The following is a 19206-nucleotide window of genomic DNA, read 5'->3' on the forward strand; positions in this document are numbered from 1 at the left end:
CCTCAGGGCTGGGGTATTTCAAGCCATACAGATGTTCTGCAGCATCGATGACCTTGTGGGAGCGAGCTTGCTCGCGAAGGCGTATTAACGGATCAACAGATTTTCAGCGGCTGCGCGGGCCTCTTCGTGAGCAAGCTCACTCCCACGGGGCGGGGGTGTTTCAGGCCATGTGAAACACTCCCACAGGGCTGGGGTGTTTCAAGCCATGTGGACGGGGCCGGGGTGTTTTAAGGAGGACTAAAGACGGCTCATTCACTCTAGCCCCAACGCCTCCAGCACTTCCTCCACTGCCCAGAACAGCCGGTCCACGTCAGGCAACTGCGGGCGTTTGAGGATCAGGACGGGCAGGCTGCGCTCGCGGGCGACGTCGAGTTTGGGTTCGGTGGAGCTGCTGCCGCTGTTTTTGCTGATCAGCACATCGATGCGGCGCTGTTCGAACAACTGGCGTTCGTCTTCCAGCATGAACGGGCCGCGTGCGCCGATCACTTCGCAGCGTTCGTTGCCGGGGTAGTCGTCCAGTGCCCGGAGTGTCCAGAACTGGTGCGGCGGAATTTCGTCCAGATGCTGCAAGGGCTCGCGACCCAGCGTGAACAGCGGGCGCTTGAAGGGGCGCAGGGCAGTGGCCAGTTCTGACCAGTCAGCCACTTCGCGCCAGTCATCACCCGGACCTGCCTGCCACGCGGTGCGGCGCAAGGCCCAGCAGGGAATACCCGCCAGCCTGGCTGCATGCGCTGCGTTGTGGCTGATCTGCGCGGCATAGGGATGGGTGGCATCCAGCAGCAAGTCGACGCCCTGTTCGCCCATGTACTGCGCCATCCCTTCGGCGCCGCCATATCCGCCGACCTTCAATTGGCAGGCCAGATCCGACGGCACCCTGCCCACGCCCGCCAGGCTGTAGATGTGCTCAGGCCCGAGCCTGCGCGCAATGGCCAGTGCCTCGGTAATGCCGCCCAGCAGCAGGATGCGTTTCATGTCGCTTCTCTCTGTGAGTCAACGCCGGCCTGACCCACCAGCCCGCCCTGACGATCGATTGCGAAAACCTCCACCTGAACGCTTGCAGGTACGATGCTGCGCGCGAAATTCAGCGCGTGGCGGCACACTTCGTCGCCCAGTGGCACACCTGCCGCCGCGCTCATCGCCAGCGCTTGCTGACTGGTGTTGGCTTCAAGGATCCGTTGTTGCAGGCCTGCATCCGCGCCGACATCCGCAGCCCAGTGCGCCAGTTGCGGCAAGTCGATGCTGGAATGGCGGCTGTGCAGGTCCATGTGGCCGGCGGCCAGCTTGCTGATCTTGCCGAAGCCGCCGCACACGCTCAACTTATCCACAGGCACCTTGCGCAAATGCTTGAGCACGGCACCGACGAAGTCGCCCATCTCGATCAGGGCGATATCGGGGATTTTATAGACGCGGCGCATGGTATCTTCGCTGGCGTTGCCGGTGCAGGCGGCGATATGCCGATAACCGTTGGTGGTAGCGACATCGATACCCTGATGAATCGAGGCGATATAGGCCGCACAGGAGAACGGCCGGACAATCCCGCTGGTGCCGAGAATCGACAGGCCGCCGAGAATGCCCAGGCGCGGGTTCATGGTCTTGAGCGCCAGCGCCTCGCCGCCCTCGACGCCGATCGTGACTTCAAATCCGCCGCTGTAGCCTTGCTCTTCGGCCAGTTGCAGCAAATGCTCGGTCATCATGCGCCTTGGCACCGGGTTGATGGCCGGCTCACCGACTGCCAGCACCAGCCCGGGGCGTGTCACGGTGCCGACACCGGAGCCCGCCACGAAGCGCACGCCCGCTGCCGCCTGCAGCCTGACGCGGGCAAACACCAGCGCGCCGTGGGTGACATCCGGATCGTCGCCGGCATCCTTGAGCGTTGCCGCTTCCGCGAAGTTATCCACAAGCCGGCAGAATTCCAGACGCATCTGCACCTGTTTACCCTTGGGCAAGACAATGTCCACCGCATCGCTGACCTGCCCGCAGAGCAACAGCCGCGCCGCCGCGAGGCTGGTCGCGGTCGCACAGCTGCCAGTGGTCAGGCCACTGCGCAATGGCGCAGGCTGTTCGGCGGTTTCTTCGCGCATCAGGGTTTGACTACGTCCAGCAGGGTGATCGGCAGAGCCTGACGCCACGTGTCGAATTCGCCAAGGGGCTGCGCGTGGGCGACGTGGATACGGGTCAGCTCGCCGCCGTGTCGTTCGCGCCAGGCCATCAAGGCGGCTTCGCTTTGCAGGGTTACCGCATTGGCGACCAGTCGGCCGCCCGGGCGCAGTTGTTCCCAGCAGGTTTCCAGCACGCCGACACGCGTCACGCCACCGCCGATGAAAATCGCATCAGGGCGTTCCAGACCGCTCAATGCCTGAGGCGCGCTGCCCCGCACCAGTTGCATGCCGGGCACGCCGAGTGCGTCGCGGTTGAATTCGATCAGTTGCTGGCGGCCTTCGTCGGCTTCGATGGCCATCGCCCGGCAGGTCGGGTGCGCGCGCATCCATTCGATGCCGATGGAGCCGCAGCCCGCGCCGACATCCCACAACAGTTCACCGGGCAGCGGCGCAAGGCGGGCGAGGGTGATGGCGCGCACGTCGCGCTTGGTGAGCTGGCCGTCATGTTCGAACGCGCTGTCCGGCAGACCTGAGATGGGGCTCAGACGGATGGCGCTGGCGTCGGCGCGACAATCGATGGCAACCAGGTTCAGCGCGGCAATCTCGGGGTTGCCCCATTCGCTGGCCAGGCCTTCTACGCGCCGCTCGGCTTCGCCACCCAGATGTTCCAGGACGGTCATGCGGCTTGGACCAAAGCCGCGCTCGCGCAACAAACCGGCAATCACGGCGGGGCTGCTGCCGTCGTTGCTCAACACCAGCAGGCGCATGCCAGGGTGGAAGTGCGCGTTCAGCGCGGCCACCGGCCGGGCAACCACCGACAGGGTGACCACATCCTGCAGTGGCCAGCCGAGACGGGCTGCGGCCAGAGAGTAAGAGGAGGGCGCGGGCAGAATGCGCATTTCGTCAATGCTGACCACGCGTGCAAGGCTGGCGCCGACGCCGAACATCATCGGATCGCCGCTGGCCAGCACGCAGATCTCGGCACCCCGCTGCTCGAGCACAGGGTTCAACGAGAAAGGACTCGGCCACGCACGTCGCTCGGCGCGAATGCACGGTGGCAGCAACGCCAGCTGGCGCGGGCCGCCGAACACCTGATCAGCGTGCAGCAGAGCGTGTCTGGCGTTCTTGCCGAGCCCCTTGTAACCGTCTTCTCCGATTCCCACGACTGTCAGCCACGGCGACATGTACCTACCTCAATCCGAACTTCCGACAGAGCGCCTTTTCATGCCTGCGGACAAAGCAGGCATAATACCGCGCCCGACGGGGTACAAGTGCTCTAATCAACGTCCGTTTCCAGCCAGTTCACACCGGGTGACCCATTGAACGAGCCGCAGTCCGCTCGCACATCCTCTGCAACGCTACGCCCCTCGGCCTGCCCGGGGTTGCTGCGTATCGTCCCGGCACTGGACGGCGGGATTTGCCGGATCAAGCTGGCGGGCGGGGTGATCACCAGCGTGCAGGCCATGGCCGTCGCCAAGGCTGCGCGGACCTATGCACAGGGCGTTATCGAAGCCACCAACCGCGGCAATCTGCAGATTCGCGGCATTGGTGCCGATCATGACGGGCTGATTGGCACCTTGATGGCGGCAGGGCTCGGCCCCGCCAACCCGGCCAGCGACGATGTGCGCAACCTGATGCTCAGCCCGACGGCCGGGCTGGATCCGCAGATGCTCTTCGATGCCCGGCCGCTGGCGGCGCAGATCCTCGACGCGCTGGAACATCACCCGCGTTTTCACGAGCTGTCCCCCAAGTTCGCCTTGTCGCTGGATGCTGGCGAAGCGCTGGTCATGCTCGAACACCCGCACGACGTGTGGCTGTCGGCGCTGAAACTCGATGACGAAGTGCTGCTGGCGTTCGGGCTGGCCGGCTGCCCGGCCAATGATCGACCGCTGGGCGCTGTCCCTGTGGCCGAGGGGAGGATGCTGGTTATCGCCCTGCTGGAGCTGTTTCTCGACCTGGCCCGTCCCGAGCAGACCCGGATGCGGCACCTGCTGGCCGAGGTATCCACCGCCGATATGCTGCGCGAGCTGTCGACGCGATCCGGCTGCACAGTGCGGACCGACAAGGCGATCACCGATTGGCAGCGTCCGGCCATTCAGGGCACTCGGCATATCGGTGTTTATCCACAGGCCCAGCCTGAGCAGGTGGCGGTGGGCGCGGCAGTACCCTTGGGGCGTCTCGATGCGGCGATGCTTTCCAGCGTGGCGCAACTGGCGGCAGATCAGGGCGACGGCACGCTGCGTCTGACGCCCTGGCAAAGCCTGTTGCTGCCCAACGTGCCGGTCGAGCGCGCGGCAGCCGTGCTGGACTCGTTACAGGCATCGGGCTTCGTGTGTTCGATCGAGCGACCTCTGGCGCAGATGCTCGCCTGTACCGGTTCTGCCGGGTGCGCCAAGGGGCTGGCCGATACCAAGGCCGACGCCCTGCAACTGGCTGCCGGATTGGCTAACAGCCAGGCGGTTCACTTGAGCGGCTGCACGCGTTCCTGCGCCGCCGCCCACGTAGCGCCAGTGACCTTGCTGGCGGTCGCGCCGGGCCGTTACGATCTTTATTTTCGCGATGCAGCGCATGCCGGTTTCGGCGTGCTGCGCGCGCGCAACCTTACTATTGAAGCAGTCGGCGCGCAGTTGAACGCCGGCTCACGGAGCAACATGCATGATTGATTACATCCGCGATGGTCAGGAGATATATCGCAACTCTTTCTCGATCATTCGCGCTGAAGCGCGTCTTGACACGATCCCTGCCGACCTGGAAAAACTCGCCGTGCGCGTGATCCATGCCTGCGGGATGGTCGAAGTCATCGAAGACCTGCGCTTCTCGCCGGGTGCCGGCACCGCCGGGCGCAATGCTCTGGCCGCCGGAGCGCCGATCCTGTGTGATGCGCGCATGGTTTCCGAAGGCATCACCCGCACCCGGCTGCCCGCCAATAACCCGATCATCTGCACCTTGCATGATGAAGGCGTGCGGGAAATGGCCCTGGAGCTGGGCAATACGCGCTCCGCGGTGGCGCTTGAACTGTGGCGTCCGCACCTGGAAGGCAGCGTGGTGGTCATCGGCAACGCGCCGACCGCGCTGTTCTATCTGTTGGAAATGCTTGATGCCGGTGCACCGAAGCCTGCACTGATTCTCGGCTTTCCGGTCGGCTTTGTCGGGGCCGCCGAGTCCAAGGCGATGCTTGCCGCCGATAGCCGCGGCGTGCCGTTCGTGATCATGCAGGGCCGTCGTGGCGGCAGCGCCATGGCCGTGGCCGCTGTCAATGCACTGGCCACGGAGATCGAATGATGCAGGCACGCGGTCGATTGATTGGCCTGGGCGTCGGTCCCGGCGACCCGGAGCTGATCACTGTCAAGGCCTTGCGCCTGCTGCGCGAGTCGCCGGTGGTGGCGTATTTCGTGGCCAAGGGCAAAAAGGGCAACGCATTCGGCATCATCGAAGCGCATCTGCAGGACGTTCAGACCTTGATGCCGCTGGTCTACCCGGTCACCACCGAGGCATTGCCGGCAACACTGTCCTACGAAAAGCTCATCAGCGACTTTTACGACGAATCCAGCCGGCACATTGCCGCGCACCTGGACGCCGGACGCGATGTGGCGGTGATCTGCGAAGGCGATCCGTTTTTCTATGGCTCCTACATGTACCTTCACGATCGTCTGGCCGAGCACTACGACGCTGAAGTGATTCCGGGCGTGTGTTCGATGCTCGGCGGTGCTTCGGTGCTGGGCGCGCCGCTGGTGTATCGCAATCAGAGCCTGTCGGTGCTGTCCGGTGTGCTGTCCCACGATGACCTGAAACGCAAGCTGGCCGACGCCGACGCGGCGGTGATCATGAAACTGGGGCGCAATTTCCACAAAGTCCGCGAGGTGCTGACCGAACTGGGTATGGCCGGGCGCGCGCTGTATGTCGAGCGCGCCACGATGAGCAATCAGAAAATTGTCCCGCTGGACCAGGTCGACCCGATGTCGTCGCCCTATTTTTCGCTGATTATCGTGCCTGGCGACAGGTGGCAAGGCTGATGACCTCCATGACTCCGGCCATCGTCATCCTCGGCAATGGCAGCCTTGCTACCGCGCGACGTATTCAACAGCTGTTTCCCGGTGCGCTGATTCATGGCCTGGCCGAGCGTGTGCAGGGTGCCGACCGCACTTACAGCGAGTTTGGCGCGACGCTGCGCCAGTTGTATCAACAGAACACGCCGATCATCGCCCTTTGTGCAGCAGGTATCGTGATCCGCACGCTGGCCGCCGTACTGCTGGAGAAGGGCGCCGAACCGCCGGTACTCGCCGTGGCCGAAGACGGCAGCGCCGTAGTGCCGCTGCTCGGCGGTCTTGGCGGGGTGAATGTTCTGGCGCGCAGCATCGCCAGCGGGCTTGGCGTTGCGCCGGCGATCACCACCAGCGGCGAGCTGCGTTTCGGCACCTGCCTGCTCAACCCGCCAAGCGGCTATGCGCTGGGCGATCTGGAGCTGGGCAAGCGTTTCGTTTCCGACCTGCTGTCCGGCGAGCCCGTGCGCATCGAGGGCGAAGCCCCGTGGCTGGCTCAGGCGCAACTGCCCGAAGACCCACAGGCGGCGCTGGCCATTCATGTCGGCAGTACCCTGCGCGAGCCGTCGCCCCATGAATTGCTGATTTACCCGCGTAACGTGCTGGTGGCGGTGACTGACCTCAGCGACGAACTGGCCGAGCGCGTGCGCTCGGCCCTGCGCGAGGCACGTATCGCCGGGCAGTCCCTGGCGTGCCTGTTGGCTGCCGAGGAGCAGATGGCCAATCCGCACCTGCACAAGGCGGCGGCGGAACTGGACGTTGCGCTGCGATTTGCCAGTGCCGCTGCGGCCAGCGAGATGGCCATGAAAGCTGTGCCGCAGTTGTTGCCACCGCTCTGCGTCGACGCCCACACAGCGATTGCTGTCGCGCTGCAGCCGCTGGATGTGCAGAGCATCGGCCGCGGGCGTGGCCGACTTGCAGTCATTGGCCTGGGCCCTGGCGCAGCAGACTTGATGGTGCCTGCGGTCAAGGCCGAACTGGCACGTGCCAATGATGTGCTGGGCTATGAAACCTATGTGCGCATGGCGGGGCCGTTTCGTGCCGATCAGGTACTGCACTGCACCGATAATCGTGAAGAAATGCAGCGTGCGCGGCATGCCTTCGAACTCGCAGCTCAAGGCCGCTCGGTAGTCGTGGTTTCATCCGGTGATCCGGGAGTCTTCGCCATGGCTTCAGCGGTGCTTGAAGCGTTGCATGAGTCGGATAACCCACACTGGCATGCGGTCGAGCTGGAGATTCTGCCCGGTGTCTCGGCCTCTCTGGCCACCGCGGCCCAGGCAGGTGCGCCGCTGGGGCATGATTTCTGTGTGCTGTCGCTGTCCGACAACCTCAAGCCCTGGGACATCATCGAAAAGCGCCTGGATCTCGCCTGTCAGGCCGATCTGGCGCTAGCTTTCTACAACCCCATCTCCCGCTCCCGACCCTGGCAACTGGGGCGCGCGCTGGAGATCGTGCGCCAGCATCGCATCCCCGCAACCCCTGTGACGCTGGGGCGTGATATCGGCCGCCCCGGTCAGACATTGCGGGTTATCACGCTGGGCGAATTGACACCGGAGCAGGTGGACATGCGCACCATGGTGTTGATCGGCTCTTCCCTGACGTGCACCTTTCCCCGCAACGAAGGTGGCCGTTGGGTGTACACGCCGCGTTGGTATGGCAACAAGCCTACAGCGTAAACACAAACGCTCGTCATATCGGTTGCTAACAATCGTGGGAAAGCACTGATGTGGGGCTGAAACTTCAAGTAGGTGAGCCCGTATTTCGGCTCACATGCTTGAGCGAATCGGCTCTCATCAATCTACGTAGCCTGTAGTCCGATTGCAGAAACCTCCCGGGAATGTTCGCTCACCCGCGGTAAACCGGGAGGCAGATGGCGGGCGCGAATTTCGCGCTGCGTATCGAGTTCGGCAGCCAGGCGCCCGAAAGCCATCAGAGAGCAAACGGGAAGCACCGAAAAACTGCCTGATTTATTTCGCTAGTCTCGATTCAGTCCATCAGGACTCATGAATTAAAGGACTAATGAAATGACACAGGAAATTACGATGAACACCACTGACAACCTCGATTACATTGCTTCTTGCGAGCTGGCCGAATGCCCCGAGTCGCTTCAGGCAGCTGACGAGACTGACGCAGGCTCCGGCAATGAAGGTGCTGTGGTCGCAGGCAGTCTGTTGGCCTTTGCTGCCGGTATGTCGGCGCAGAGCAAGCAGGACGTGATGAATTCCTTTCTGTTTGCCACCCTTGTGGCCAACAAGGCATTCAGCTCTGAAACCCAGGGCGATCAGTGGTATGACAAATTCAACGAAGTGCTTTCGAAGCTGGGCTGGCTTTCCACCCAATGGAACTACGCTCGTTATCGTGCTGCCAATCAGCGTTTCACCATGGACGAAGTGGGTCTGGAAATCCTCGGTTCGGCCATCGCAGCTGCCGCGTTACCTGGGCCTGCATCGCTGCTGATGCTCAAGGTGGCTGGAGATGCAATCGCCGCGTTGAAAGCCAAAAAAGAACCCCTGCGCCTGTTCGAGAACCAGACCAAGTCACACCGTGGCGGTAGCTTCCGTATCGCATCCTGTATCGAATCCGAGGACAGCATCGTCAGTCTGGCCATGGCAGCGGTCAGTTTTCAGGCTGACAGTGACGTCACCAACGTACTGTTCTGGGAGTGGCAGGACACCAGTGTCCAGACCTGGAAGGGCGAGGACAGCCTGTTGCTCAATACGGCTCTGTATGCGCGCCATCGCGACATGATCCAGCAACGTCTGGACGACAACGCCAGGCGTGCGATTGCAGAATTCGAAATCTGACCGCAGTGATGGCGGAGGCAGGGATTGCCTCCGCTTTCGGGATAAAAGGAATTTCCCCATGAAGCAGGAAATGGATGCCGCAGTCGTCAATGCGGGCTGTTTAATGTTTTTCCCCGAGCCGCAGCGGGTCTCCCTGAAAAACGATGTGCTGGACTCGATGCTGTATGTGCAGTTGGCGGCATCGAAGCAACATTCGAAGTTTGCCGAACCCGAAAAATGGAATGAAACCCGTCTCGCCGCAGCACAGCGTTTCGGCTGGTTGCCGAGTGCCAACGAACATGTCAGTCAGCCCTTGCCGCCAGAGTCTGTTGAAACGGTATGGAGTTGCATGGCGCGCGCGCTTGCACCGTTGGTATCAGCCGAGACGCTAGTGCGTGCAGAGACGTTCATGCGCAAGGTGAGCACTCGGTCTACCGCGAACGATGCGCTTGATCTGCTTCGCAGTCAGGCCATACAGAGCGGTTTGAATCACGCGGGAAAGTTGCAGGTCAGCGTGCTTCTGCAACTGGCGTTCGTCGACACTCGGCAGAACCTGAAACTGGCGCAGTTTCAGTTCGCCACACGTCAGCCGCTGTCAGCCGGGTTTCTTTTCGAGGTCATCGAGCCAAAGAGTATCTACGGCAACATCGCTGTGAATGTCTACGCAATGCAACTGTTCGAGCAGGTCTATGCGCAGTTTCGTGATGGCATCGACACCGCGCTGTCGAGCAAGCGCGCGGGCCTGATCATGCCGCTTGGGGGCAGTCCTGATGTCTGATCCGGATAAAGCTCTGCTGACGGAAGCCAGCCTGCTGTCCTTCGCCCGCAATGTCGAACCTGATGTGCGCCAGGACATAATCGATTGTCTGCACCATGCGCGACTGGTCGCTGATGATCACCATTCGTCCAGGACCAACTGGCGTGCATGGCTGGATGCTTACCAGCGTTCGATTACCGCCACCGGCGGTTCGCGGAGCGCCGGGATCAACGATGCCCGATTGAGAATCCACAGTTTCAGGGACATCGGAAAACTGCAGCTCCCCGTGGTCGATAACGCTGCCGAGCTTCGCCAGCTATACCGCAGCTCGCTCGACAGGTTACTGAGCAGTGAGCATGCGGCGAATTTTTTCGGCAGCTGGTTCACGTCCGGACGTTCTGAAAGCTTCCAGCTCATGCCCTGTGCAATGCGCAACAAGGACGAAGTGTCGATCCTTCTGTGCAGCCTGCAGATGACGACCCTGGCGCTGCGCCCCGCGCAGTATTTCTGGCAAATATTGGGCGGCGAAATGCAGGTGCATGCCGTCAGTACGGTATTCCGATTCAGTCGCCAGAGCTTCGAGCCGTTTCGCCAGACTGTGCAGGACGCCCTGGCTGATCGTGCCGCAGCCGAAATCATCAGTCTTTAGCAATCTGGAAAAGCCCATGGAAGGGAGTAACGCAAATGAATGCAGACACAGACAACGCAGCGTATTTAGGCAACATCCCCAGTATGGTCGCGTTTCTGCCCGGGCTTGCGAGCGAGGAGCGCACGGATATTCAGAACCTGCTTCTGGATGCGCAGCTGTTCGCCGGCAGGCAGTTTGATTTCAAGACCCAGTGGGGCAGCTGGATGCATTACTACCGCAGCCGTCTCGAGACGCGCGGCATACAGCAAAAGGGCGTGGTTCTGGGCGACTCGCTGGTGGTAAGCAGTGTCGACGATTTGTTGCAGGCAACGTTCAAGGTCAGTCATCCGGCAGATCGCAAGCTTCTTGGCGGCCTGGTGCAGCGCGCCGTCGCTGCAATGGGCGTGAACCAGGCAGCAGAAGCCTACTTTCAGAACGGCTTCGATGAGGGACGTCTGGGCAGTTTTCAGGTCGTGCCCTGCGAAAACTATGAGCCTGGCCGCATGCTCCTGTTGCTTTGCAGCCTGCACCTGAGCGTTGACGACCATGCGCCAGGAACACGAAGGCTGCTGTTTCACTTCAAGGGCGGCAGTTACATCTTTGACAGCACGACGTATGCAACCCACCGTGACGAGGTGATGCGTTATCTGGACGGCAGGGCGCAGGGGCTGGTGCGCTCTGCAAGTATCTGAACCCTGTCAGGGCAGCAGGTAGCCCCTGATGCCGGTGAAGATGATTTGCGCGGCCAGCGCACAGACGAACAACCCCATCAAACGGCTGACAATCTGCAAACCCTGATCGCCGAGGATTCTTTCGATACGGTTGGAGAGGTAAAGCACGACGCCGACGGTCAGGCTGGCCAGCGCAATACTCAGAATGGCGGTGAGTTTGTCGTCCCAGTGGGGCTGACTGACGCCCATGACCAGCAGTGCCCCTATCGTGCCGGGGCCGACGGTAAGCGGAATGGTCAGAGGAACAATGGTCACATCCTGCTGGATATTATCGGTCTGCACTGCCGACTTGCCTTGGGCCATGCCCAGCGCCGATATGAACAGCACACTGCCGGCACCAATCCTGAATGCATCCACCGTGATGCCGAACACATCGAAAATCACGCGTCCGAACAGATAGAGCAACACGCTGGAAACCAGAGTCGCCAGAGCCACCTTCCAGGCCAGGCGCCGTTGTTCCTTGCGCGAGTAACCGCGTGTCAGGCTGATGAAACAGGAAAGAACGAAAAACGGGCTGTAAAGCACCAGCATTTTCAGATAGACGCTGAACAACACGTGAAGCATGGCTTCGACTCACAACGGCAGGTGAATGGCATCGCCAGTCTATCAGGCCACAGGCCTTTCCCGTCGCTGTCAGTTTTGCCGATAGTGCTCGCCGTCCGACGTCAGCCCGCGGGCCTTGTCACGGTGCGCTACCCAGTGCTCCACCAGTTCGCGCAACTGGGACAGTTCGATGGGCTTGGCCATGTGGCCGTCCATGCCGGCCTGGCGCGCGCGGTCCTTGTGCTCGGTGAGAATATGCGCGGTCAGTGCAACGACCGGTGTACGCACGCGCTGGTTACCGACTTCCCAGGCGCGCAATTGCTCGGTGGCCGAGAAGCCGTCGAGTATCGGCATCTCGCAATCCATCAGCACCAGGTCATAGCGCTGCGCCTTCATGGCGCGTAACGCTTCTTCGCCATTGCTCGCGGTATCGGGGTTGAGGTTGAGCTTGCCGAGCATGCCGCGGATGACCTTGGTCGAAATGCTGTTGTCTTCGGCCACCAGAATCCGGAAGTCGCCGGGGACGCTGACCGGCGGAGTCACGACCGGGCCGGTCTTGTTCGACACGACACCCTTGTTCAACTGGGTCAGTTCATCTGCCAGCGTGGTCTTGAGCGTGTAGCCTGCTACCGGTTTGGCCAGAATGCGCTTGATACCGGAATTGCGCGCGATGATCTTGCTGGGCGCATTGCTGATGCCCGTCAGCATGATCAACAGAATGTCGTGATTCAGGCTAGGGTCTTCCTTGATCTTGGCCGCGAGCTGCATGCCGGTCATGCCCGGCATGTTCTGATCGAGCAGGACCACATCGAAATAGTCGCGCAGATGCGCCTTGGTCCTGAGCAGGGCCAGTGCCTCCTTGCCGGACGCCACTGCGCTGACATTCAGGCCCCAGGCGCTGCATTGCTGGACCAGCACTTTGCGGCACGTGTCGTTGTCGTCGACCACCAGTACCCTGGCATCTTTCAGCGGGCTGTCCAGATCGATGGTCGGCTGTTCAAGCAGCTTTGCGTCCAGCGGCAGGTTCAGCCACAGCGTATTGCCTTGCGCGCCGGTGTTCTGAATGCCGAATTCGCCATCCATCAGTACGATCAACTGACGAGCGATCACCAGCCCGAGGTGGCCGCCGAGCCGGCTGCTGGCCAGAAAGTTACGGCTGTGCAGTTCGGCGTGCAGCAGCTCTTCACGCTCTTCGTCGGAAAGCGATTCGCCGCTGTCCTGAACCGAAATGCGCAACCGCGTGTTGCCGCTTTTCGAGGACTCAAGGGCGACGGCCAGAAGAATTTCACCTTCGTCGGTCTTCTTCAGGGCATTTTCCAGCAGGCTCAGCAGTGTCTGGCGCAGACGGGTCGGGTCACCGTTGATGACACGTGGCACCTGAGGCTGGATCTGGCTGATCAGCTCGACCTGTTGCTGCTCGGCCTTGGCGCGGAAGATATTCAGGCAGTCCTCGACCAGCGCGCCGATGTCGAACTGCACGTCGTCGAGTTCGATCTGTCCTGACTCGAGCTTGGTGATGTCGAGAATTTCGTTGATCAGCGTCAGCAGTTCGTTACCGGCACTGTGAATGGTCTGCACGTAGTCGCGCTGTTTGACCGACAGCGGGGTGCCGAGCAGCAGTTCGGTCATGCCCAGCACGCCGTTCATCGGCGTGCGAATCTCGTGGCTGATCTTGGCCAGGAACTCGGCCTTGGCGTTGATTTCGGCGGTGCTGGCCGCCTGATCGCGGCTGATGCTGAAACGGTCTTCGGTGATGCTGCGATGCCGCTCGCTGAGCGCCAGGCTCATCAGCAGACCGCTGATGCAGAACACGCTGAGCAGCGCCAGTATCAGCCATTGTGGCGGCACCAGGCTCAGCCACAGCAGGCCAGGCAGAACCACCATATAGCCGATATTGAAGGTAATCATCCCGAGGACAAACAGGCGCGCCGAACGATAGCCCTTCTGCCAGTGCCACATCGACACCGCCAGAATGCTCAATGTCGTCAACGAAACCAGGCCGAAGGTCAGGATATTGATTGGCAGCTTTTCGTCGAACAGCACCAGCAAGGCGCCGATCCCCATGAGCACCGCGTTGCCGAGCAACAGACGATCGAGCTTGCGGGCATTGCGATGCACGAAGAAACAGTAGGTGTAGATCAGGCCTGCGACAGCGGCCAGCAGCAGTGCCAGGTGCGCACTGGGTGTCTGAGCGATATTCCACGGGTCGATCGGGCGCAGCAGGTTGAGGAGCAACAGGGCACTGAGCCCGAGTAACGATTCGCAGGCGGCCAGCCACAGATTGCTGCGCGAACGTGTGTGTCCGTAACGCGTCAGGTTCTGCACGATCAGCATGGACAGCGCGCCAAACAGCAGCCCGAACAACAACGGCTGAGTCTCGTTGGCGGCGCTTTCGATGGCCGGTTCAAGGGTGATGCTGGGGCGCATTTTCTGCGCGGAGACCAGCCTCAGATAGATATCCAGCGACGCCGAGCTTTGCGGAACCGGCAGCAGGAAATCGTTGGACGGCAGTCGCTGATCTTCAATCGGCACGTCATTGCCCGTGCGTACATGATCGATCTGTCGATCGCCGTCCATGACATACATGTCGGCGCTGGAAAGGTCCGGGGCGAAGACACGCAGCAGTTGTTCGTGCTGAGTCGGTTGCATATGGTAATGCAGCCACACGGCACCGTCGCGATCCGCCGCTGTGACACGTTCCAGTTCAATGGGACTGAATTGGTTCTGGTAGCGCGCCGAGCGGATTTCATCCAGCGTCAGATGGGCCTTTTCATCGAGCAGCGTCGACCAGCCTGCACCATGCTCGGCCTGCGCTGAAAGCATGAACAGCAGAGTCAGCAGTCCGACGGTTGAGGCTATGGCAATCCTGAGCCCGCGCACAATGAAATCCCTTCGTGAGTGAATGCCTGGTAAAACCGCGAATACCGGACCAACCGGCCAGCCTCTGGTTGAAGAGGCTGGTCCGATCGATTACTCCTGGTCTTCGCCACGCTCACGGGCAATGGCACGGTAGCCAATGTCCTTGCGGTAGAAACACCCTTGCCAGTCGACTTTTGCGGCCAGCGCGTAGGCATTTTCCTGCGCTTTGCCTACGGTGTCACCCAGCGCTGTGGCACACAGTACACGACCACCGCTGGTCACCACACGCTCATCCTGCAAGGCCGTGCCTGCATGGAATATCTTGCCTTCGAGCTGTGCAGCGGCGTCCAGACCCTCGATGACTGCGCCTTTGGCGTAGTCGCCAGGATAGCCTCCGGCGGCCATCACGATACCCAGGCTCGGGCGCGGGTCCCACTGTGCTTCAATCTTGTCCAGCGCTTGCGCCAGTGCAGCTTCGACCAGCAGTACCAGGCTCGATTGCAGACGCAGCATGACCGGCTGGGTTTCCGGGTCGCCGAAGCGGCAATTGAACTCGATGACTTTCGGGTTGCCCGCTTTATCGATCATCAGACCAGCATAGAGGAAGCCGGTGTAAACGTTGCCTTCATCGGCCATGCCCCTGACGGTCGGCCAGATAACCAGGTCCATGACCCGTTGATGAACCTCGGCGGTAACCACCGGGGCAGGGGAGTAGGCCCCCATGCCGCCGGTGTTCGGACCGCTGTCGCCGTCGCCGACGCGCTTGTGGTCCTGGCTGGTGGCCATGGGCAATACATTCTTGCCGTCGACCATGACAATGAAACTGGCTTCTTCGCCATCGAGGAACTCTTCGATGACTACGCGTGAACCGGCATCGCCAAAGGCGTTGCCAGCCAGCATGTCACGTACCGCGTCTTCGGCTTCTGCCAGGGTCATGGCGACGATCACGCCCTTGCCTGCGGCCAGGCCGTCTGCCTTGATGACAATCGGCGCGCCTTTTTCACGCAGATAGGCCAGGGCAGGCTCGATCTCGGTGAAGTTCTGGTAGTCGGCAGTAGGGATCTTGTGACGCGCCAGGAAGTCCTTGGTAAACGCCTTGGAGCCTTCGAGCTGCGCAGCGCCGGCGGTCGGGCCGAAGCAGTCCAGGCCACGGCTGCGAAACAGGTCGACGACACCTGCAACCAACGGTACTTCAGGGCCGACGATGGTCAGCGCAACGTTCTTTTCAGCGAAATCCGCCAGTTGCTCCAGTGCCAGAACGTCGATGGCCACGTTTTCGCATTTGGCCTCGATCGCCGTGCCCGCATTGCCCGGTGCGACAAACACCTTCTGCACGCGTGGGTCCTGAGCGACTTTCCATGCCAGAGCGTGTTCACGACCGCCGCTGCCAATGATCAAAACATTCATTTCAAAAACCTCGATGACGCTGATTCTGGAGTACGCGGTGTGCCTGAGGCGACCCGACCCGCAGTACGAGGTCGCACTGGCGCAGCAGACACCTGCGACAGTGCGGCCGACTTTCTGATTAGTGCCGGAAGTGACGCATGCCGGTAAACACCATCGCGATGCCGGCTTCGTCTGCCGCGGCAATCACTTCGTTGTCACGCATCGAACCGCCAGGCTGGATGACGGCAGTGATGCCGACCTTGGCTGCGTTGTCGATGCCGTCACGGAACGGGAAGAAGGCATCGGAGGCCATGACCGCGCCCTGAACCTGCAGTCCGGCATGCTCAGCCTTGATGGCGGCGATACGCGCCGAGTTCACGCGGCTCATCTGGCCTGCACCGACGCCGACGGTCTGGCGGTTGCGGGCGTAGACGATGGCGTTGGACTTGACGTACTTGGCGACTTTCCAGGCGAAGATCAGGTCATGCATTTCCTGTTCGGTCGGCGCACGCTGAGTGACGACCTTGAGGTCGGCTTCGGTGATCATGCCGATGTCACGGCTCTGGACCAGCAGGCCGCCATTGACGCGTTTGTAGTCCCAGGCAGGCAGGCGCTCGCTCCACTGACCGCTGGTCAGCAGGCGCACGTTGGCTTTGCTCGCGACGATGGCGCGGGCCTCGGCGCTGACGCTCGGGGCGATGATCACTTCGACGAACTGGCGCTCGACGATGGCCTTGGCGGTTGCAGCGTCCAGCTCGCGGTTGAAGGCGATGATGCCGCCAAATGCCGACTCGGAGTCGGTGGCGTAGGCCAGTTCGTAAGCCTGGCGAATGCCGCCTTCATCGTCCGGGCAGACCGCGACACCGCACGGGTTGGCGTGCTTGACGATCACGCAGGCCGGTTTGACGAAGCTCTTGACGCATTCCAGCGCGGCATCGGTATCGGCCACGTTGTTGAACGACAATTCCTTGCCTTGCAACTGGGTGGCGGTGGCGATGCCAACCTCGTCAGGTTTTGCTTCGACGTAGAACGCCGCACTCTGGTGCGGGTTCTCGCCGTAGCGCATTTCCTGAGCCTTGACGAACTGGGTGTTGAAGGTGCGCGGGAACTGGCTGCGGCCTTCGGTGCTCAGGGTTTCGGCGGTCTGGTCGACGCCGCCCAGGTAGTTGGCGATCATGCCGTCGTAGGCGGCGGTGTGCTCGAACGCCTTGAGCATCAGGTCGAAACGCTGGGCATAGGTCAGGCCGCCTGCCTTGAGGCTTTCCAGTACCTGGCCGTAGTCGCCGGCATTGACCACGATGGCGACGTCCTTGTGGTTCTTCGCCGCAGACCGGACCATGGTCGGGCCGCCGATATCGATGTTTTCGATGGCGGTGGGCAGGTCGCAGCCCGGCTTGGAAACAGTGGCCTCAAACGGGTACAGATTGACCGCAACCAGGTCGATCGGCTTGATGCCGTGCTCGGTCATGATGGCGTCGTCTATGCCGCGACGACCCAGAATCCCGCCATGGATCATGGGGTGCAGGGTTTTGACCCGGCCATCCATCATTTCAGCGAAGCCGGTGTAGTCGGCCACTTCGACTGCCGCGACGCCGTTGTCCTTGAGCAGCTTGAACGTACCGCCAGTGGAAAGAATCTCGACGCCCAGCGCTTCAAGCTCGCGGGCAAACTCAAGGATTCCTGTCTTGTCGGATACGCTGATCAGGGCGCGGCGGATCGGCAGGCGGGTAGTCTGGTCGGTCATCTCGATTTCCATCAAAAGCAAAAGAAGTCAGCAAAAAAAAGCGACCGCGGTGCAAGGTCGCCTTTTCTGTTTTGAATGCTTTAAAGCAGATCGTACTGTTTGAGTTTCTTGCGCAGCGTGCCGCGATTCAGTCCCAGCAGCTCGGAGGCCTTCGTCTGGTTACCCTTGACGTAGTTCATCACGCTTTCCAGAAGCGGAGCCTCGACTTCCGACAACACCAGGTTGTAGACGTCAGTGACGGATGCGCCTTCGAGGTGGGCGAAATAATTGTGCAGCGCCTTCTCGACACTTCCGCGCAGGGTCTGACCCTCTTCGCTCGGCGTGTTGAGGTGCTGTTTCAAATTGACGTTGTCGCTCACGGGTGTTGTTCCACTCACTAAAGTCTCGGTCATCATCGTCATGCGGCCACCTCTTTATCATTCTCGTTATCCGGGCCCTTGCAGCCTTGGCTGAAGAACTCCCGAACGTTGGCGCACTGTGCTTCCGTATCTTCCAAACGATTGAAGTGGGCGCGAAACTCTCTGGCGCCCGGCAGGGTTGCGAGATACCAACTGACGTGTTTGCGTGCAATGCGCACGCCCATCACGTCTCCATAGAAAACGTGGAGCGCTGCCAGATGCTCAAGCAGAATGCGTTCCACTTCACTCGACTGCGGTGCCGGGAGTGTCTCTCCGGTACGCAGGAAGTGTTCTATCTCGCGAAAAATCCAGGGACGCCCCTGTGCGGCCCTGCCAATCAGTAATCCGTCTGCACCGGTGGCCTTCAGCACATGCCGGGCCTTTTCCGGTGAATCGATGTCGCCATTGGCAAAGACCGGGATCGACACGGCCTGTTTGATCTGGGCAATGGTGTCGTACTCGGCCTCGCCGGTGTACAGGTCGGCACGGGTTCGCCCGTGCACCGCCAGTGCCTGAATGCCTGCCTGCTCGGCGATTTTCGCCACTGTCAGGCCATTTCGGTTGTCGCGATCCCATCCGGTGCGGATCTTCAGCGTGACCGGTACATCGACTGCAGCCACGACAGCCTGCAGGATGTCGTTGACCAGTTGCTCATCCTTCAACAGCGCCGAGCCTGCTGCCTTGTTACAGACTTTCTTGGCCGGGCAACCCATGTTGATGTCGATGATCTGGGCGCCCAGTTCGACATTGGCACGTGCCGCGTCTGCCAGCATCTGCGGATCTCCACCGGCGATCTGTACCGAGCGGGGCTCGGGATCACCTTCGTGGATCATGCGCAGACGCGATTTGCGGCTGTTCCACAGGCTCATGTCACTGGTGACCATCTCCGAAACCACCAGACCGGCACCGAGTCTTCGGCACAGCTGACGGAAAGGCTGGTCGGTGACGCCCGCCATCGGGGCGAGGATCAAGCCGTTGTGCACTGTATATGGGCCGATGCGTACTGCCGACATAGCCTTACCTGTTGTGGAGGCCAAATCATCCGCAGGCCGTGTAAAAACCGTTTCACCCGGTCTGCAACGGCTCATTCCGCCAGCCGCATGCGCCACCGCCAGATCGAACCGAGAGTTTGAAAAAGGGTTGGCATGATACCCGCTCTCGATGACTGGATAAAGGCTGAATTGGATAAAATCTGAACAGCTCTTGCCGATGCTCGACAAGGCCGGTCAGAGGGTATT

Annotated in this window: 17 protein-coding genes; 8 read left to right on the forward strand and 9 right to left on the reverse strand. The window is 61.2% G+C overall.

Features of this window, described 5'->3' with window-relative positions; translation table 11 throughout:
* Positions 1-252 precede the first annotated feature (252 nt).
* Genes JOE33_RS17455 through cbiE form a run of 3 tightly spaced genes read right to left on the reverse strand, consistent with a single transcriptional unit; the run spans position 253 to position 3283 of the window.
* Entirely contained in the window at positions 253-972 is a 720-nt protein-coding gene (locus JOE33_RS17455; RefSeq protein WP_010427350.1) for a cobalt-precorrin-6A reductase, read from the reverse strand.
* Positions 969-2081: a cobalt-precorrin-5B (C(1))-methyltransferase gene (locus tag JOE33_RS17460; RefSeq protein ID WP_096101787.1), complete on the reverse strand. Its 1113-nt coding sequence runs from the start codon at positions 2079-2081 to the stop codon at positions 969-971. The genes JOE33_RS17455 and JOE33_RS17460 overlap by 4 nt, the downstream gene beginning before the upstream one ends.
* A complete protein-coding gene (cbiE, locus tag JOE33_RS17465; protein WP_187624895.1) occupies positions 2081-3283 on the reverse strand; it encodes a precorrin-6y C5,15-methyltransferase (decarboxylating) subunit CbiE in 1203 nt (400 codons plus the stop codon). Before cbiE ends, JOE33_RS17460 begins: the two co-directional genes overlap by 1 nt.
* Before the next feature lie 135 nt (positions 3284-3418).
* On the opposite strand from cbiE, the gene cobG reads away from it, so the two are divergent.
* The 8 genes from cobG (at position 3419) to JOE33_RS17505 (ending at position 10999) form a co-directional block, all read left to right on the forward strand.
* Entirely contained in the window at positions 3419-4762 is a 1344-nt protein-coding gene (gene cobG / locus JOE33_RS17470; protein ID WP_122694753.1) for a precorrin-3B synthase, read from the forward strand.
* Entirely contained in the window at positions 4755-5381 is a 627-nt protein-coding gene (locus tag JOE33_RS17475; RefSeq protein ID WP_003368856.1) for a precorrin-8X methylmutase, read from the forward strand. The genes cobG and JOE33_RS17475 overlap by 8 nt, the downstream gene beginning before the upstream one ends.
* Complete coding sequence (locus JOE33_RS17480) at positions 5381-6112, forward strand: precorrin-2 C(20)-methyltransferase (protein ID WP_010427340.1); 732 nt, start codon at positions 5381-5383, stop codon at positions 6110-6112. The genes JOE33_RS17475 and JOE33_RS17480 overlap by 1 nt, the downstream gene beginning before the upstream one ends.
* Positions 6112-7815 (forward strand): precorrin-3B C(17)-methyltransferase, encoded by a 1704-nt coding sequence (cobJ, locus tag JOE33_RS17485; RefSeq protein WP_122530043.1) that lies wholly within the window; start codon positions 6112-6114, stop codon positions 7813-7815. Before JOE33_RS17480 ends, cobJ begins: the two co-directional genes overlap by 1 nt.
* Before the next feature lie 348 nt (positions 7816-8163).
* A complete protein-coding gene (locus JOE33_RS17490) occupies positions 8164-8943 on the forward strand; it encodes a hypothetical protein (RefSeq protein ID WP_025990796.1) in 780 nt (259 codons plus the stop codon).
* Between the two features lie 58 nt (positions 8944-9001).
* Positions 9002-9700 carry a hypothetical protein gene (locus tag JOE33_RS17495; protein ID WP_032615624.1) on the forward strand — a complete coding sequence of 233 codons (699 nt, stop codon included), beginning with the start codon at positions 9002-9004 and terminating at the stop codon, positions 9698-9700.
* Complete coding sequence (locus tag JOE33_RS17500; protein WP_187624896.1) at positions 9693-10328, forward strand: hypothetical protein; 636 nt, start codon at positions 9693-9695, stop codon at positions 10326-10328. The genes JOE33_RS17495 and JOE33_RS17500 overlap by 8 nt, the downstream gene beginning before the upstream one ends.
* Before the next feature lie 35 nt (positions 10329-10363).
* Positions 10364-10999, forward strand: coding sequence for a hypothetical protein (locus JOE33_RS17505; RefSeq protein WP_096139332.1), 636 nt, complete (start codon positions 10364-10366; stop codon positions 10997-10999).
* A gap of 6 nt (positions 11000-11005) precedes the next feature.
* Here the strand turns inward: JOE33_RS17505 and JOE33_RS17510 are convergent, their stop codons facing one another.
* The 6 genes from JOE33_RS17510 to dusB all read right to left on the reverse strand — a co-directional run bounded on the left by JOE33_RS17510 (position 11006) and on the right by dusB (position 18981).
* The gene (locus JOE33_RS17510) at positions 11006-11602 is read right to left on the reverse strand and encodes a MarC family protein (protein WP_010427328.1); all 597 of its coding nucleotides are present in this window, start codon (positions 11600-11602) and stop codon (positions 11006-11008) included.
* Positions 11603-11671: 69 nt separating this feature from the next.
* Positions 11672-14461 (reverse strand): hybrid sensor histidine kinase/response regulator RetS, encoded by a 2790-nt coding sequence (gene retS, locus JOE33_RS17515; RefSeq protein WP_054993282.1) that lies wholly within the window; start codon positions 14459-14461, stop codon positions 11672-11674.
* A 90-nt stretch (positions 14462-14551) separates the two neighbouring features.
* Entirely contained in the window at positions 14552-15847 is a 1296-nt protein-coding gene (gene purD, locus JOE33_RS17520; RefSeq protein WP_010427323.1) for a phosphoribosylamine--glycine ligase, read from the reverse strand.
* A 118-nt stretch (positions 15848-15965) separates the two neighbouring features.
* The gene (purH, locus tag JOE33_RS17525) at positions 15966-17570 is read right to left on the reverse strand and encodes a bifunctional phosphoribosylaminoimidazolecarboxamide formyltransferase/IMP cyclohydrolase (RefSeq protein ID WP_032615621.1); all 1605 of its coding nucleotides are present in this window, start codon (positions 17568-17570) and stop codon (positions 15966-15968) included.
* A gap of 80 nt (positions 17571-17650) precedes the next feature.
* On the reverse strand, positions 17651-17971 hold the full coding sequence (fis, locus tag JOE33_RS17530) for a DNA-binding transcriptional regulator Fis (RefSeq protein WP_002555375.1): 321 nt from the start codon (positions 17969-17971) through the stop codon (positions 17651-17653).
* Positions 17968-18981, reverse strand: coding sequence for a tRNA dihydrouridine synthase DusB (dusB, locus tag JOE33_RS17535; RefSeq protein ID WP_010427319.1), 1014 nt, complete (start codon positions 18979-18981; stop codon positions 17968-17970). The genes fis and dusB overlap by 4 nt, the downstream gene beginning before the upstream one ends.
* Positions 18982-19206 lie beyond the last annotated feature (225 nt).

The sequence above is a fragment of the Pseudomonas sp. PvP027 genome (assembly GCF_017833005.1).
Classification (GTDB): Bacteria; Pseudomonadota; Gammaproteobacteria; order Pseudomonadales; family Pseudomonadaceae; genus Aquipseudomonas; species Aquipseudomonas congelans.

Excerpts from the sequence above, each read along its gene's own strand:
- JOE33_RS17455 (WP_010427350.1), bottom strand. The coding sequence starts at position 972 with ATGAAACGCATCCTGCTGCTGGGCGGCATTACCGAGGCACTGGCCATT.
- JOE33_RS17505 (WP_096139332.1), top strand. The coding sequence starts at position 10,364 with ATGAATGCAGACACAGACAACGCAGCGTATTTAGGCAACATCCCCAGT.
- JOE33_RS17500 (WP_187624896.1), top strand. The coding sequence starts at position 9,693 with ATGTCTGATCCGGATAAAGCTCTGCTGACGGAAGCCAGCCTGCTGTCC.
- JOE33_RS17480 (WP_010427340.1), top strand. The coding sequence starts at position 5,381 with ATGCAGGCACGCGGTCGATTGATTGGCCTGGGCGTCGGTCCCGGCGAC.
- fis (WP_002555375.1), bottom strand. The coding sequence starts at position 17,971 with ATGACGATGATGACCGAGACTTTAGTGAGTGGAACAACACCCGTGAGC.
- dusB (WP_010427319.1), bottom strand. The coding sequence starts at position 18,981 with ATGTCGGCAGTACGCATCGGCCCATATACAGTGCACAACGGCTTGATC.
- JOE33_RS17475 (WP_003368856.1), top strand. The coding sequence starts at position 4,755 with ATGATTGATTACATCCGCGATGGTCAGGAGATATATCGCAACTCTTTC.
- cbiE (WP_187624895.1), bottom strand. The coding sequence starts at position 3,283 with ATGTCGCCGTGGCTGACAGTCGTGGGAATCGGAGAAGACGGTTACAAG.
- purD (WP_010427323.1), bottom strand. The coding sequence starts at position 15,847 with ATGAATGTTTTGATCATTGGCAGCGGCGGTCGTGAACACGCTCTGGCA.
- JOE33_RS17495 (WP_032615624.1), top strand. The coding sequence starts at position 9,002 with ATGAAGCAGGAAATGGATGCCGCAGTCGTCAATGCGGGCTGTTTAATG.
- JOE33_RS17460 (WP_096101787.1), bottom strand. The coding sequence starts at position 2,081 with ATGCGCGAAGAAACCGCCGAACAGCCTGCGCCATTGCGCAGTGGCCTG.
- JOE33_RS17490 (WP_025990796.1), top strand. The coding sequence starts at position 8,164 with ATGACACAGGAAATTACGATGAACACCACTGACAACCTCGATTACATT.
- purH (WP_032615621.1), bottom strand. The coding sequence starts at position 17,570 with ATGACCGACCAGACTACCCGCCTGCCGATCCGCCGCGCCCTGATCAGC.
- JOE33_RS17510 (WP_010427328.1), bottom strand. The coding sequence starts at position 11,602 with ATGCTTCACGTGTTGTTCAGCGTCTATCTGAAAATGCTGGTGCTTTAC.
- cobJ (WP_122530043.1), top strand. The coding sequence starts at position 6,112 with ATGACCTCCATGACTCCGGCCATCGTCATCCTCGGCAATGGCAGCCTT.